This is a genomic window from Xylophilus sp. GOD-11R (assembly GCF_033546935.1).
In the GTDB taxonomy this organism is placed as follows: domain Bacteria; phylum Pseudomonadota; class Gammaproteobacteria; order Burkholderiales; family Burkholderiaceae_C; genus Xylophilus.
Window position 1 is genome coordinate 1,707,114 of sequence record NZ_CP137854.1, and the last position, 14,859, is coordinate 1,721,972.

The window sequence follows — 14,859 nt, forward strand, 5'->3', positions numbered from 1 at the left end:
GCTGCGCTGCGCGCTGGCCTCGGGGCTGGACGCTCCCCCAGGCTCCGCACTTCGTGTCTCCGCCTACCCCCTTTCGGGGGCGGCTTGCTGGCTCGGCTTGGCCTCGCCGCCTCACCCCTGGGGCAGTCGGCTGCTTCGCCGGCCTCCACGGATGGGCGGAGGTCTGCCTCTGATTGAGCCGAGCTGCTTACATCGCCAGTCGGGGCTGCCGCCAGAATGTCGGTTTGTGTTTTGCAGGACTAAACGCCATGGCCCGAACCATTTCCTTACTTGTCATCGCATTGCTCATCGTGCTGCTGGCGGTGCTCAACTGGACGACGCTGGCCTCGCCCACGCTGATCTCGCTGGGCATCACCTCGGTGACCGCGCCGCTGGGGCTGATCATGCTGGGGCTGACGGTGCTGCTGGCCGTGCTGTTCGTGGCCTATGTGCTCACGCTGCAGGGCTCGGTGCTGATGGAAAACCGTCGGCACAACCGCGAGCTGCAGTCGCAGCGCGAACTCGCCGACAAGGCCGAGGCTTCGCGCATCACCGAGATGCGTTCGGCGCTCGACCTGCAACTGCAGCAGCAGTCGATCGACCTGCGCAACGTGCGCGACGGCCTGCTGGCACGCATCGACCGGCTGGAGCAGACCGTCGACGCCCGGCTGGACCAGACCGACAACACCACGGCGGCCTACCTTGGCCAGATCGAGGACCGCATGACGCGTGGCGGTCCGGTGCTCTGAGGCGATCTACTGGGGCAGGGCGAGGATCCAGCCCGCGAGCTTCTTGGCGTCGGCTTCGTTGACCTGCGGATTGGCCGGCATCGGCACCGGCCCCCAGACGCCACCGCCGCCCTGGCGGATCTTCCTGGCCAGGGCATCGACCATGTCCGGTTTGCCTGCGTACTTGCCGGCGATGGCCTTGAACGCCGGGCCCACCACCTTGCGCTCGACCGTGTGGCAGGCCATGCAGTTGCGCGCCTTGGCCAATGCCAGGTCGGCCCGTGCCGCCAGCGGTGCCAGGCCCAGGCCGGCAGCGAGCACGATACAAACAGGGGACGTGTTTTTCATCGCGGTAAAGTCGCGGGATTGTAGTGAGGGCGCCGCCATGCTTTTTCTCGGAGTCGGAATCGTGCTGCTCGCACTCAAGTGGCTCGAGGTCGACCCGGTTGCGGCCTGGAGCTGGTGGCTGGTGCTCGCACCTTTCGCGCTGGCGGCTCTCTGGTGGACGGTGGCCGATTCCATCGGCTACACCAGCCGCAAGGCGGCCGAGCGCGACGAGGCCCGCAAGCAGGCCCGGATCGAGCGCCAGCGCGAGGCGTTGGGAAAACGGCGGCCGCGTCGCTGAGCGCCGAGCCGCCATGACCACTCAGAACGCGTCCAGCACCGCGCCCTTGCTGGCGCTCGCCGCGTTGTAGGCGAACTTGGCCTGCACGCCGCGCTTGTAGCGCGGAGCCGGCGGGGTCCAGCCGGCGCGGCGCTTGGCGAGTTCTTCTTCCGGCACATTGAGTTCCAGGATCAGGTCGTGCGCGTCGATGGTGATCGAGTCGCCTTCCTCCACGAAGGCGATGGTGCCGCCGGCCGCCGCTTCGGGTGCGACGTGGCCGACCACCATGCCCCAGGTGCCGCCGGAAAAACGCCCGTCGGTGATCAGGCCCACGCTCTCACCCAGTCCGGCGCCGATGAGCGCGCCGGTCGGCGCCAGCATCTCCGGCATGCCCGGGCCGCCCTTGGGACCGAGGTAGCGCAGCACCATCACGTCGCCAGCGACGATCTTGCCGTCGAGGATGGCCTTGAGGGCCGACTGCTCGTCGTCGAAGACGCGCGCCGGGCCGGTGATGACCGGATTCTTCAGGCCGGTGATCTTGGCGACAGCGCCTTCCGGGCTCAGGTTGCCCTTGAGGATGGCCAGATGGCCCTGCTCGTACATCGGCTGGTCAATCGGGCGGATCACGTCCTGGTCGGAGCGCGGCGTGGCGGGCACGTCGGCCAGCACTTCGGCAATGGTCTGGCCGCTGATGGTGATGCAGTCGCCGTGCAGCAGACCGGCTTCGAGCAGGATCTTCATGACCTGCGGAATGCCGCCGGCGCGGTGCAGGTCCACCGCCAGGTACTTGCCCGAGGGCTTCAGATCGCAGATCACCGGCACCTTCTTGCGCATGCGCTCGAAGTCGTCGATGGTCCATTCCACTTCGGCCGCGTGGGCGATGGCCAGGAAGTGCAGCACCGCGTTGGTGGAGCCGCCGGTCGCCATGATGACCGCGACCGCGTTCTCGATGGATTTGCGGGTGACGATGTCGCGCGGCTTGATGTCCTTCTTGATGGCCTCGATCAGCACCTTGGCCGATTCCTTGGCCGAGTTGGCCTTTTCGTCGTGTGGATTGGCCATGGTGGAGGAGTAGGGCAGGGAGATGCCCAGCGCCTCGAAGGACGAGCTCATGGTGTTGGCCGTGTACATGCCGCCGCAGGAGCCGGTGCCGGGAATGGCGTGCATCTCGATGTTGCGCAGTTCCTCGTCGCTCATGTTGCCGGCGGCGTTCTGGCCCACGGCTTCGAACACGCTGACGATGTTCAGATCCTGGCCCTTCCAGCGCCCCGGCAGGATGGTGCCGCCGTACACGTAGATGGCCGGCACGTTGGCGCGCAGCATGCCCATCAGGCCGCCGGGCATGTTCTTGTCGCAGCCGCCGACCACCAGCACCCCGTCCATCCACTGGCCGCCGACGCAGGTCTCGATGCAGTCGCTGATGACTTCGCGGCTGACCAGGCTGTATTTCATGCCTTCGGTGCCCATGGCCATGCCGTCGGAAATGGTGGGTGTGCCGAACACCTGCGCATTGCCGCCGGCTTCCTCGATGCCGGCGATGGCCGCGTCGGCCAGCTTCTGCAGGCCCGAATTACACGGCGTGATCGTGCTGTGCCCGTTGGCGACGCCGACCATCGGCTTCTTGAAATCGCTTTCCTGGTAGCCCATGGCGTAGAACATGGAGCGGTTGGGCGCGCGCGATTTGCCTTGGGTGATGTTGTCGCTGCGCAGGGCTTTTTCGGTCATCGTGGTGCCTCTGTCGTTAGGGGTGCAAAAAACTGCCGGGCAGTATGCGCCTTAAGATTCATATCTTCCAATCCATTCATATCGATTGATTGATATGTTCGGCGAATGAATAGACCTCTCATGTCGGCCAAGGTGGAGTTGCGGGCGTGGCGGCAATTCGTGGCCGTCGCCGAAGAGCTGCATTTCGGTCGCGCCGCCGCCCGCCTGCACATGACGCAGCCGCCGCTCACGCAGGGCATCGCCCAGCTTGAGCGTGTGTTGGGCGTGCCGCTGTTTTTGCGCAGCAGCCGTCGTGTCGCCCTGGCGCCGGCCGGCGATGCCTTGCTGCCGGAGGTGCGTGAGCTGCTGGCGCGTGCCGAAGCCTTGCCCGAGCGGGCGCGCGCCGCCGCAGCCGGCCATGCCGGCCGGCTGCGGCTGGGCTTCGTCTCGACCGTGGGTTTCGATCAGCTGCCGCGCTGGGTGCGCGGATTTCGCGAGTTGCGTCCGCAGGTGCAGCTGGACCTGGTCGAGGCGACCGGCGACGTGCAGCTCGCCGGGCTCGCGCAGGGCGAACTCGACGCCGGGCTGATGCTGCACGCGCCCGGCCAGGCGCCCGGCCTGCTGCGATCCTGCCGGGTGGCCTGCGAGCCGCTGGTGCTGGCGATGCCGGCCGATCACCCGCTGGCGGCCTTGGAGCATCCGTCGTGGGCAGATGTGCTGGAGCAGCCGCTGGTGGTGTTTCCGCGGCGCATCCTGCCGTCCATCCACGACGCGATCCTGGGCCTGTACCACCAGCGCGGCCGTCTGCCGCCGGTGGTGCAGGAGGCGATTCAGATGCAGACCATCGTCAACCTGGTGTCGGCAGGCATCGGCTTTGCCTGGGTGCCGGAAAGCGTGACCCGGTTCCGGCGTGAAGGCGTGGTCTACCGCACACCTGCCGGCACCACGGCCGACCGGGCCGTGGCAGATCTTCCGGCCTGCGAGACCAGCCTGGTCTGGCCCGGCGACAACCCCAATCCCGCCCTGCATGCCTTCGTCGATTTCGTGCGGGAGCGCGCCGGGCACAATACCGCCCCATGCTGATGTACCCCACGATCGACCCCGTTGCCTTGAGCATCGGGCCACTGGCCATCCACTGGTATGGCCTGACCTACCTCGCCGCTTTCGCGCTTTTCCTGTTCCTGGGTACGCGGCGCTTGCGCCACGAGCCCTTCGCTTCGATGACCGGTCCGCAGGCCTGGACTCGCAAAGACGTCGAAGACGTGCTTTTCCTGGGTGTGCTCGGCGTGGTGGTGGGCGGCCGCATCGGCTACTGCCTGTTCTACAAGCCCGGTTTCTATTTCACCCATCCACTCGACATCTTCTATGTCTGGCAGGGGGGCATGAGCTTTCATGGCGGACTGCTGGGCGTGATCGTTTCGATGGTGTGGTTTGCCCGCTCGCGCGGCAGGCCGTGGGTGCAGGTGGCGGATTTCGTCGCTCCCTGCGTTCCGACCGGGTTGGCCGCCGGTCGTGTGGGCAACTTCATCAACGGCGAACTTTGGGGCCGCTTCTGCGACGCCTCCTTGCCATGGGGCATGGTGTTTCCGCAAAGCGGATCGCTCGCGCCACGCCATCCCTCGCAGGTCTACCAATTTCTGCTGGAAGGGCTGCTGCTGTTCGTCTTGCTCTGGCTGTACGCACGGCGGCCTCGTCGGATGGGCGAAGTGTCCGGTGCATTCCTATTGGGTTACGGCGTGTTTCGCTTCGTTGCAGAGTTTTTCCGCGAGCCTGACAGCTTTTTGGGCTTGCTCCCGTTGGGCATGAGCATGGGGCAGTGGCTATGCGTGCCCATGATCTTCGGTGGAATTGTTTTCTTGGTCTGGGCACGTCGGAGGCAGCCGGTTTTATCGAAAACCAGCGTGGTTGCCTGAAAAACAGCGCGGATTCTGCCCTGGCACGGCAATTTTTTGTTCTCGATGCCAGATAGCCCGATCGAAAAATCCTATGTGTGACGGGCCACAAGCGCTATTTTCTTCAAGGAATTTCACACACTTTGGACTTTCAAGATGAAAGTCCGTTGCTTATCTGTCTGTGACCGACTGTTTCTCGAATTCTTTTGTGTAACATGCTTCCAACGGCACACGCCAAGAGCAGTTCATGGAAGAGGGCCAGTCAAAAGTCATCGACGTTCGTATGCTGCGAAAGGGCATGTTCATCCATCTCGACCTCGGGTGGATGGATCATCCTTTTCCGCTTAGCAGCTTCAAGGTCACGACCGACGAACAGCTACAGACGATCCTCGCGCTGGGGCTTCAGACCGTCCGCTACTACCCCGATCGCAGCGATATCGATCCTCAGCCCACCGACGGTCTCGAGCGCAACGATGCCGATCGCGACGGCGACTCCGACACGCCGCACCAGACTCCCGCCGAGCCCATGGATCCGGCCAAGCGACGTGCTCGCGACAACGCTCAGCACGCCAGCACGCTCCTCCATTGCGAACGGCGTTTCACCGAGGCCTCGCGCCGCTTTCGCAACATCAGCGACAACGTCACGCTCAGCCCCCGACTGGCGCATGACGACGCGGCCGGCCTGGTGACCTCCTGCGTCGAAGACCTGCTGGCCGACGGCGACTCGGTGATCAGCCTGCTCTCCGAAAGCGTGGGCGAACGCAGCGCACAGCATCCGGTGAATGTGATGGTGCTGTGCCTGCTGCTCGGGCGCGCACTCGACCTGCAGCGCGAGGCCCTGATGTCGCTCGGCCTGGCCTCGCTGCTGCACGACATCGGCAAGCTCGAACTGCCGCTGCGCTACCGCATGGTCGACGAGAGCTTCTCCACTTCCGAATACCGCATCTACCAGGACCACGTGGCGCGTGGCGTAGCCCTGGCGCGCAAGATGGACCTGCCGCCCGAGGCCGTGGCCGCCATCGCGCAGCACCACGAGATGATGGACGGCAGCGGTTTCCCCGCCAAGCTGCAGGGCTCGCAGATCCATACCTCCGGCAAGATCCTGGCGCTGGTCAATCGCTACGACAACTTCTGCAACCCGCCACGCAGCGCGCTGGCGTTGACGCCGCACGAAGCGCTGTCGGTGATCTTCGCGCAGATGAAACCGCGCTTCGATCCCGCGGTGCTCGGTGCCTTCATCCGCATGATGGGCGTGTATCCGCCGGGTTCGGTGGTGCAGCTGGGCAACGACCGTTACGCCATGGTTGTGTCGGTCAATTCCAGCCGGCCGTTGCGGCCCCGGGTGCTGGTGCATGACCCGGCGGTCGCGCGGGTCGATGCCGGCGTGCTCGACCTGGAAACCGCGCCTGAACTGGGCATACGCCGCAGCCTGAAGCCTGCGCAACTGCCCAAGGCCTCGCTCGACTACCTGTCGCCACGCAGCCGCATCTGCTACTTTTTCGAGCGCGCGGTGGATCCGGCCACAGCGGGGGCCGCGGCATGAGTTTGGCTGCTTCGGCAGCCTGGATCGACGGCCTTCTCGAAGCCGTCTGGATAGTCGAAGGTCCCGAGTTCCATGTGCTCGCGACCAATGCCGCTGCCGCACAGCTCACCGAACGCAGCACCGCGGCCATGGTCGGCCAGCCGGTCACCCATCTCTTCACCGACCCGGAAGACGTGTTCTTCTGGGAAAACGCCGAGCACGATCGCGCTGCAGGGCTGTTGTCGAACACCCGCCTGCTGCGGCCCGACGGCACCGTGCTGCATGTCGAGCGCCGCATCACGCCGATCGCGCCGGCCGGCCAGGTCGACAAGCCGACCTGGCTGGTCGGGGTGGTCGATCGCAGCCGGCAGCAAAAAAACGAAGACGAGCTCGAACGCCTGCTGGCCGAATCGCGCGCCACGCTCGAATCGACTGCCGACGGCATGCTCGTCTGCGGTCTCGACGGTGCCATTCGCGCCTTCAACCGGCGCTTCGCGCAGATCTGGGAGATCCCCAAGGAAGTGCTGGTCCAGCGCGACGACACGGTGGTGCACCGCATGGTGGCCGACCAGTTGCTGGACATGGAGAGCTATCGCGGCCGGCTCAGCGAGATCTTCGGCGAGATCGACCAGAGCGCCAGCGACGTGATGCTGCTGCGCAGCGGCCGGGTGGTGCAGCGCCTGTCGCTGCCGCAGTTCAGCCGGGGCCGTGTCATCGGGCGGGTTTTCTCGTTCCAGGACATCACCGAGCGCATTTCGGCAGAGCAGGGGCTGCGCCTCGCGGCCCGCGTTTTCGAGTGCAGCCCGGAAGCCGTCTTCGTCGCCGACGCGCAGCACCGCATCGTCACTGCCAATCCGGCCTGCTGCCGCATGGCGCGCTACCCGCTGGAGCGCCTGGCTGGCAGCAGCGCCACCGATCTGTTCGAAGACCACGATGCCGGCCGCCTGTTCACCGACATCCGCTCGGCCTGGGAAAGCGCCGGCATGTGGGAAGGCGAGGTGTGGCACCGCCGTGGCGATGGCAGCGTCTGTCCGGTCAAGCTCGCCTGGGTGGTACTGCGCGACGGCCACGGCAGCGTGTCGCAGACCATTGGCTTCTTCCGTGATCTCTCCGGGCAGCGCGAGGCGCAGCGCCGCATCGAAGAGCTGGCTTTCAGCGACGCCTTGACCGGCCTGCCCAACCGCCTGCTGCTGGCGCGCCGCGTCGATCGGCAACTCTCGCCGAGCAAGCGCGAAAAGCTGCCCTTCGCAGTGCTTTTCCTGGACCTGGACCGTTTCAAGAACATCAACGACTCCATGGGCCACCAGTTCGGCGACCGCGTGCTGGTGAAGGTCGCCGAACGGGTGAAAGCCTGCCTGCGTCCGTCCGACACGCTTTGCCGCATGGGCGGCGACGAATTCGTGGTGCATCTGCACGACGCCGACGCGCTATCGGCCGAGGGAGTGGCCCAGCGCGTGCTGCAGTCGCTCGCGCTGCCTTTCCTGTTGGAAGACATGCGCTTTTCGGTCAGCGCCAGCATCGGCATCTCGCTCTACCCGCAGGACGGGAATTCGCTCGACGACCTGGTTCGGCACGCCGATACCGCAATGTTCCGCGTCAAGGAGCGCGGCCGCGGCAGCTACCGTTTCTATGCGCCGGAAATGAACGTCGACCTGCGCGCCCGCATGTCGCTCGAACACGCCATGCGAGAAGCTTTGGCACGGCGCCGTTTCGTGCTGCATTACCAGCCGCAACTGCACTTGCGCAGCGGCGCGATGGTGGGCGTGGAAGCGCTGATTCGCTGGGTCGACGAAGAGCGCGGCAATGTCGTGCCTTCGGCCTTTATTCCGCTGGCGGAAGAATCCGGTTTCATCGTGCAGATCGGCGCCTGGGTACTCGAAGAGGCCGTGCGCCAGGCGGCGGTGTGGCAGCAGGCGGGCACGGCGGTGGTGGTGTCGATCAATGTGTCGCCGCTGCAGTTTCGCCAGGCCGATTTCGTCGACCGGGTCGCGTCGGCGATTCGTGTGGCTGGCGTGTCGCCGGAACTCATCGAGCTGGAGCTCACCGAGTCGATCCTGGTTCAGGAAGCCGACGAGGCGCTTCAGCGCTTGCATGAACTGGTCAAGGTCGGCGTGCGCCTGGCCATCGACGATTTCGGCACCGGATATTCCAGCCTGGCCTATCTCAAGAAATTCCCGATTCACCGGGTGAAGATCGACCAATCCTTCGTGCGTGAACTGCCCAACGACTCCAGCGACCACGCCATCGTGACAGCCATGTTGGCCATGGCCCGAGCACTGCGGTTCGACACGGTCGCCGAGGGGGTTGAAACGGAAGCCCAGCGCGACTGCCTGCTGGATCTGGGCTGTGCGCATTTTCAGGGGTTTCTCTGTGCGCCCGGATTGCCTGCATCCGACATCGGTCAGCGCCTTCGCGACGGCGAATCCTTCAGACCGGTCGCGAGAGTTTGAGGCGGTCGGCGGCCGAACGGCGGCACGGTGCCTGGGATTCAAAGAAAAAGCCGCTGTAGCAACAGCGGCTTTTTTGTGGAATCGAGGTGTCTGCGGGAGCCACCGGACCGGCATCCTGAACCGGGGGTTCAGGTGGGCCAGGGCAGCCAAGCATTGGGTTCATCTGACGCGAGACGATCACGCTTGCTTGGCAATTTACCTAGCCCGTGCTCAGTGAGCATTGGTTCAAGGAAATATAAAGCCCGGCATGCGCCGCAGACACGAAGCCATTGTAGGCCCTGCGAAGGGACGAATGGGTTACAGAAGACGTCCGTCTTCGGCCAGGGCGTCGTCGAGGCGCTGCAGCAGGTGTGTCCAGCGGGTGCCGTCGGCGGCCGCGTCACCGGCAACACCGGCGACGCCGGTGTCAGCCGGCGTCGCCGGCCGCTCGGTGGCGTCGAACGCCAGGTTGAGTGCCGCCAGTACCGCGATGCGGTCCCGCGCGCGGATCTTGCCGGCATCGCGGATACGGGTCATGGCCGCGTTGACCCTTTCGGCCGCGTCACGCAACCGCGATTCGCCGCCTTCCGGGCAGCCGAGCAGGTAGCCCTGGCCGAGGATCTGTACTTCGATCTGCTTCACGTCCGGTCCTCGTCGTGGAGTTCGTCCTGAATCAGCGGCAGGCGCTCCAGCACCGCGTCGACCCGGACCCGCGCGGCCTGCAGTCTCACCCGCATGGCGTCGCGCTCGCGGGTGAGGCTGGCGACCTGTTCTGTCAGCAGGGCATTGGTCCGGCGCAACTCGGCATGGCGCAACAACAATCGCTCGACTCGTTCGGCGATCTGGTCGAGAGGAGGGGGTGTGGGTGCCATGGCGTCGCCGATTGTAGGGTTCTGAAACATCGGCTCGATGAATCCGTTGCAGCCATGGCGTTTCGCCAACAGTTGCTCGCATAGAATCGCCGCCGTTGGTGCTCGTGCGGTCGGCTCTCGGCCGCGCAGTTCAACGGGAAGCAGGAGGGTTGTCCGCCCAAGGACGCGCCCGACCTGCGCTGCCCCCGCAACGGTCGGTGGAAGAGCCTGCGTCAGCAGCTCGTGACGGTTTCAATCAGCCACTGGAAGCATCGTGCTTCTGGGAAGGCGAGACCAACAGGTTCCACCCAGCCCGGATACCGGCCAACGACGTGGCTTCGCCGCAGGGCGCTTTCACCGGAAAGCGATGTGCGACGAGGCCTTTCGTGCCCACGACCGGCGGGGAAGCCGGGCAGGGCCGCACCCCTCTGTCGCTCCATCATGAAAATCCGTCTCTCCCGTATGGCGCGGGTCGCCGCCTGCCTGTCGCCCCTGGTCCTGCACGTCGCCGCGCACGCCCAGTCCACCGGCTCCGCGCTGACCGACACCGTGGTCACCGCCAACCGCACCGAACAACCCTTGTCGGACCTTCTGTCCGACGTTTCGATCGTCGACCGCGAAACCATCGCGCGCAGCGGCGCTGTCGGCGTGGCCGACGTGCTGGCCCGCCTGCCCGGCATCGAAGTGGCCCGCAACGGCGGCCCGGGCAACACCACCAGCGTGTTCCTGCGCGGTGCCGAATCGCGCTTCACGGCGGTCTACCTGGACGGTGTTCGCATCGACTCGCAATCGACCGGCGGCGTGCAGTGGGAGCAGATTCCGCTGGCGCAGATCGACCGCATCGAGGTGCTGCGCGGCCCGGCCGCCGCGGTGTACGGCTCGGACGCCATCGGCGGCGTGATCCAGCTGTTCACCCGCAAGGGCGAAGCCGGCTTCCATCCCTACGTGGGCATCGGTGGCGGCACGCACGGCACCGGCCGACTGGAGGCGGGCGCCAGCGGCACGGCGGGCGTGGACAACGCCTTCGACTACTCGCTGGGTGTGGCCCGCGAGATCAGCAACGGCTTCAATGCCCGAGAGGTCGCCACGCAGAACCCCGACAAGGACGGCTACCGCAGCACCTCGGCCAACGCGCGGCTGGGATTTCGCATCGACGCACGCAATCGTCTGGACGCCACCTTTCTGGCCAACGATCTCGAGTCGCAGTACGACAACTCGCGGCGCCTCAACGACAAGTCCAACCACACGCTGCGCACCGCCGGCCTCACCTACACCGGCCAATGGACCGATTTCTGGAAGGCGACGGTGCAGGCGACCGCTTCGCGCAGCGTCTACGAAACGCAGCCTTCGGTCTACCGCACCGAGACCGAGCTGCACAACTACCTGTTCCAGAACGAGTTCCGTTTCGGCGAGCACCTCTTCACGGCAGCGCTGGAGCGCCGCGAGGACAACCTGCAGAACACGCCGATCGATCGCGACCGTTCGCAGAACGGCATCGCGCTCGGCTACGCCCTGAAGCACGGCGCCCACACGCTGCAGCTGCACGGCCGCCATGACGACGACAGCGAGTTCGGCGGCAAGAACACCGGCAGCGCGGCCTACGGCTACGCCATCAATTCGAACTGGCGCGCGACCGCGTCGGTGGGCACGGCCTTCCGCGCGCCCACGCTCTACCAGCGCTTCTCCGAATACGGCCTGGGCAGCCTGCGTCCCGAGACCTCGCGCAACGTGGAAGCGGCGCTGCACTGGTCGCAGGGCGCCAGCAGCGCCAGCGTCACCGTCTACCGCAACAAGGTGGACAACCTGATCAGCTTCGGCGCAGCCGGTGGCTGCGGCTCCACCTTCGGCTGCTACCGCAACACCGCCCACGCGCAGTACGAAGGCGTGACCTTCGCCGGCGCCCACAAGCTCGGCGCCTTCGCCCTGCGCGGCTCGCTGGACCTGCAGGATCCGAAGGACGAGGACACCGGCCGCCAGCTCGCGCGTCGGGCCAAGCAGCATGCGGTGCTCGGTGCCGACACCCGCTTCGCCGGGGTCGATGTCGGCGCGGAAATGCAGGCTTCCGCCCATCGCTGGGACAATGCGGCCAACACCACCCGCCTGGGCGGCTACACGCTGTTCAATCTCTATGCCAGCACACGCATCGCCCGCGACTACAGCCTGGTCGCTCGTATCGACAACCTCGCCGACAAGTTCTATCAAACGGCCAACACGTACGCCACTGCCGGCCGCGTGTTGTACGTCGGCGTGAAATGGGCGCCGCAGTAAACACGCCGGCCCGCTGCGCCGCGTTGCTCGTGGCGGCCCCGGCTTCCGGCCAGGGCAAAACCACGGTGGCGGCCGCGCTCGCGCGCTTGCATGCGCGCGCCGGCCGCAAGGTGCGGGCTTTCAAGGTGGGCCCGGACTTTCTCGACCCCTGCTGGCTGGAGGCGGCCACCGGCGCGCCGGTGCATGCGCTCGACCTGTGGATGGTGGGCGAGGGCGGTTGTGCCGCCGCGCTGCACGCCGCCGCGGCCGACTGCGATCTGCTGGTGATCGAAGGCGCGATGGGCCTGTTCGACGGCTCGCCCAGCGCCGCCGATCTGGCGCAGCGCTTCGGCATTCCGGTACTGGCGGTGATCGACGCGTCGAGCATGGCCGGCACCTTCGGCGCGCTGGTTTTCGGGCTGCGGCACTACCGCGCCGACATGCCCTGGGCCGGCGTGCTGGCCAACCGGGTCGCCAGTCCGCGCCACCGCGACATGCTGCGCGAGGGCCTGCGCGAGCCCGGTGACTGGCTGGGGTCGCTGCCGCGCAGCGCCGACTGGGCCCTGCCCGAGCGGCATCTGGGCCTGGTGGCCGACCTGCCAGCCAGCGAAGTGATGGCGCGAATCGACGCCGCCGCCGACGCGCTGTCCGCCACGCCCCTGGCCGCCTTGCCGCTGGAGCGCTGGGCGGTGGAGTTCCCGGCGCCGGATGCCGTCGATGCCCTGCCGCCGCTGCTCGCCGGCCGGCGCATCGCGGTGGCGCACGACGCGTCTTTCGCCTTCGTCTACCGCGCCAATGTCGACACGCTGGAGGCGCTGGGCGCCAGCGTCGCCTTCTTCTCGCCGCTGGCCGGCGAGGCACTGCCCGCCTGCGATGCGGTGTGGCTGCCGGGAGGCTATCCGGAGCTGTATCCGCAGCAGCTCGCCGCGGCCACCGCTACCCGCGACAGCCTGGCCGCGCACATCGATGCCGGCAAGCCGGTGTGGGCCGAGTGCGGCGGAATGATGGCGCTGATGGACGAGATCTGCGACATGGAAGGCCGCAGCCACCCTGGCTGGGGCCTGCTGCCGGGGGTGACCCGCATGCACCGCCGGCTGGCGGCGATCGGCCCGCAGCAGCTGGCGCTCGATGCCGGCACGCTGCGCGGTCACACCTTCCATTACTCGACCGCCGCGTCGCCGCTGCCGGTGGTGGCGCGCACCGCGCGCCCGGACGCCGCCGCCGCGCACGACGCGGGCGAGGCCGTCTATGCGCACGAGGGCGTGCGGGCGAGCTATTTCCATGCGTGGTTCGCGTCGTGCCCGGGGGCCATTGCGGCCTTGCTCGGCGGCCGGACATGACGCCCACGGTCGTCGCCTCCGAACTGGTGCTGGGCGGGCAGCGCAGCGGCAAGTCGCGACGGGCAGAAATGCTGGCCGTCGCCTGGCTGTCGCGCGCGCCTTCGCACCGGGCGATCTTCGTGGTGACGGCGGAGCCGGGCGACGAGGAGATGCGCACGCGCATTGAGCGCCATCGTGCCGACCGAGCAGAGCGCCTGCCGGGCGCCGCCACGGTGGAGGCGCCTCGCGCGCTGGCGCAGGCGGTGGCGCTGCATTCCGATGCGGCCACGCTGCTGGTCGTGGATTGCCTCACGCTGTGGCTGGCCAACCTGCACGGCCTGGACGACGCGGCCCTGGCGGGCGAAGCCGATGCGCTGGGCGAGGCGGTGGCCCTCGCGCCGGGGCCGGTGGTGCTGGTCTCCAACGAAATCGGCCTCGGCGTGGTGCCGATGGGCCGCGAGGTGCGCGCCTATGTCGACGCGCTCGGCCGCCTCAACCAGCGGCTGGCCGCGGTCTGCGAGCGGGTGACGCTGGTGGCCGCGGGCTTGCCGCTGGCGCTCAAGGGAAGCTTGTGATGACGATTTTTCGCGGCGTCTTGCTGGCGCTGTCGCTGGCGGCCCTGCCGGCCGCCCACGCCGCCGGGCCGGCGACCGTCATCTCCACCGTCACGGATGGCCGGGGCCGCGAGGTGGCGCTCACCCGGCCGCCGGCCCGCATCGTGAGCCTGCTGCCCTCGCTCACCGAAAGCGTCTGCGCGCTCGACCAGTGCCAGCGCCTGGTCGGCGTGGACCGGTATTCGAATGCGCCGGCCTTCGTGCGCGGACTGCCGCAGGTCGGCGGCGGGCTCGATCCCAACATCGAGGCCATCGTGGCGCTCAAGCCCGACCTGGTGCTGCTGGCGGTGTCGTCGCGGGCCAGTGCGCGGCTGGAGGCGCTGGGCATTCCGGTGGTGGCGCTGGAGCCCAAGACGCATGCGGACGTGCGCCGGGTGCTGGGTCAGCTCGCCACCCTGCTGGGCCTGAAGACGGAAGCCGCCGACCGGCTGTGGCGCGAGATCGATGCCGGCGTGCAGGCGGCTGCGCAGTCGTTGCCGGCGAGCGCGCGTGGCACGCGGGTGTACTTCGAGGTCAGCCGCGGGCCTTATGCGGCGGGTGAGTCTTCTTTCATCGGCGAGACGCTCACGCGCCTGGGCGTGCGCAACGTGGTGCCGGCCGCGCTCGGGCCGTTTCCGCGGCTCAACCCCGAATACGTGGTGCGGGCCGATCCCGACGTGATCATGGTCGGCAACCGCAGCATGCAGGCGATGGCGGCGTACCCGGGCTGGCAGACGATGCGGGCGATCAAGGCGGGGCGGATCTGCGTGTTCGGGCCGGATGTGTCGGACGTGGTGGTACGGCCCGGGCCGCGCATGGCCGAAGCCGCGCGGGCGATGGCTTCATGTCTCGTGGATAAAGCTCCACCCCAGGCTGCGCACTCCGTGCTTTCGCCAACCCCTTCCAGGGGCGAGCTGGTGGATACGGCTACACCCCAGGCTTCGCACTTCGTGTCTGCGCCATCCCCTTCCAGGGGCGAGCCGGCCGCTTC

General features: G+C 67.3%; 13 protein-coding genes, 1 other RNA gene, 1 pseudogene and 1 riboswitch. Of the genes and pseudogenes, 10 read left to right on the forward strand and 5 right to left on the reverse strand.

The window, feature by feature from the left end:
• Positions 1–248 precede the first annotated feature (248 nt).
• Entirely contained in the window at positions 249–728 is a 480-nt protein-coding gene (locus R9X41_RS07880; RefSeq protein ID WP_318634322.1) for a LapA family protein, read from the forward strand.
• A gap of 6 nt (positions 729–734) precedes the next feature.
• Here R9X41_RS07880 and R9X41_RS07885 read toward each other — a convergent pair whose 3' ends face one another.
• Positions 735–1,055: a c-type cytochrome gene (locus R9X41_RS07885; RefSeq protein WP_318634323.1), complete on the reverse strand. Its 321-nt coding sequence runs from the start codon at positions 1,053–1,055 to the stop codon at positions 735–737.
• Between the two features lie 37 nt (positions 1,056–1,092).
• On the opposite strand from R9X41_RS07885, the gene R9X41_RS07890 reads away from it, so the two are divergent.
• Positions 1,093–1,332 (forward strand): TIGR04438 family Trp-rich protein, encoded by a 240-nt coding sequence (locus R9X41_RS07890; RefSeq protein ID WP_318634324.1) that lies wholly within the window; start codon positions 1,093–1,095, stop codon positions 1,330–1,332.
• 21 nt (positions 1,333–1,353) lie between these two features.
• Here R9X41_RS07890 and ilvD read toward each other — a convergent pair whose 3' ends face one another.
• Entirely contained in the window at positions 1,354–3,036 is a 1,683-nt protein-coding gene (gene ilvD / locus R9X41_RS07895) for a dihydroxy-acid dehydratase (protein WP_318634325.1), read from the reverse strand.
• A gap of 105 nt (positions 3,037–3,141) precedes the next feature.
• Here ilvD and R9X41_RS07900 point away from each other — a divergent pair, with 105 nt between their 5' ends.
• From R9X41_RS07900 to R9X41_RS07915, 4 genes are all read left to right on the forward strand, one after another.
• Positions 3,142–4,098 carry a LysR family transcriptional regulator gene (locus R9X41_RS07900; protein ID WP_318634326.1) on the forward strand — a complete coding sequence of 319 codons (957 nt, stop codon included), beginning with the start codon at positions 3,142–3,144 and terminating at the stop codon, positions 4,096–4,098.
• Complete coding sequence (gene lgt / locus R9X41_RS07905; protein ID WP_318634327.1) at positions 4,092–4,928, forward strand: prolipoprotein diacylglyceryl transferase; 837 nt, start codon at positions 4,092–4,094, stop codon at positions 4,926–4,928. The genes R9X41_RS07900 and lgt overlap by 7 nt, the downstream gene beginning before the upstream one ends.
• 277 nt (positions 4,929–5,205) lie before the next feature.
• Complete coding sequence (locus tag R9X41_RS07910) at positions 5,206–6,450, forward strand: cyclic di-GMP phosphodiesterase (protein WP_318634328.1); 1,245 nt, start codon at positions 5,206–5,208, stop codon at positions 6,448–6,450.
• A complete protein-coding gene (locus tag R9X41_RS07915; RefSeq protein ID WP_318634329.1) occupies positions 6,447–8,879 on the forward strand; it encodes a sensor domain-containing protein in 2,433 nt (810 codons plus the stop codon). The genes R9X41_RS07910 and R9X41_RS07915 overlap by 4 nt, the downstream gene beginning before the upstream one ends.
• 83 nt (positions 8,880–8,962) lie before the next feature.
• On the opposite strand, the gene ssrS is transcribed toward R9X41_RS07915, so the two are convergent.
• From ssrS to R9X41_RS07930, 3 genes are all read right to left on the reverse strand, one after another.
• Positions 8,963–9,143: non-coding RNA, 6S RNA (gene ssrS, locus R9X41_RS07920), on the reverse strand.
• A gap of 33 nt (positions 9,144–9,176) precedes the next feature.
• Complete coding sequence (locus R9X41_RS07925) at positions 9,177–9,500, reverse strand: cell division protein ZapA (RefSeq protein WP_318634330.1); 324 nt, start codon at positions 9,498–9,500, stop codon at positions 9,177–9,179.
• Positions 9,497–9,730 (reverse strand): DUF904 domain-containing protein, encoded by a 234-nt coding sequence (locus tag R9X41_RS07930; RefSeq protein WP_318634331.1) that lies wholly within the window; start codon positions 9,728–9,730, stop codon positions 9,497–9,499. The genes R9X41_RS07925 and R9X41_RS07930 overlap by 4 nt, the downstream gene beginning before the upstream one ends.
• 79 nt (positions 9,731–9,809) lie before the next feature.
• Positions 9,810–10,053, forward strand: a riboswitch (cobalamin riboswitch).
• A 97-nt stretch (positions 10,054–10,150) separates the two neighbouring features.
• Between R9X41_RS07930 and R9X41_RS07935 the strand changes: the two genes are divergently transcribed.
• From R9X41_RS07935 to R9X41_RS07950, 4 genes and pseudogenes are all read left to right on the forward strand, one after another.
• Positions 10,151–11,977 carry a TonB-dependent receptor domain-containing protein gene (locus R9X41_RS07935; protein WP_318634332.1) on the forward strand — a complete coding sequence of 609 codons (1,827 nt, stop codon included), beginning with the start codon at positions 10,151–10,153 and terminating at the stop codon, positions 11,975–11,977.
• On the forward strand, positions 11,962–13,296 hold the full coding sequence (locus R9X41_RS07940; protein WP_318634333.1) for a cobyrinic acid a,c-diamide synthase CobB: 1,335 nt from the start codon (positions 11,962–11,964) through the stop codon (positions 13,294–13,296). The genes R9X41_RS07935 and R9X41_RS07940 overlap by 16 nt, the downstream gene beginning before the upstream one ends.
• A complete protein-coding gene (locus R9X41_RS07945) occupies positions 13,293–13,850 on the forward strand; it encodes a bifunctional adenosylcobinamide kinase/adenosylcobinamide-phosphate guanylyltransferase (RefSeq protein ID WP_318634334.1) in 558 nt (185 codons plus the stop codon). Before R9X41_RS07940 ends, R9X41_RS07945 begins: the two co-directional genes overlap by 4 nt.
• Positions 13,850–14,734: pseudogene (locus tag R9X41_RS07950) on the forward strand (ABC transporter substrate-binding protein); the annotation flags it as partial. The gene R9X41_RS07945 and the pseudogene R9X41_RS07950, both read left to right, overlap by 1 nt.
• Positions 14,735–14,859 lie beyond the last annotated feature (125 nt).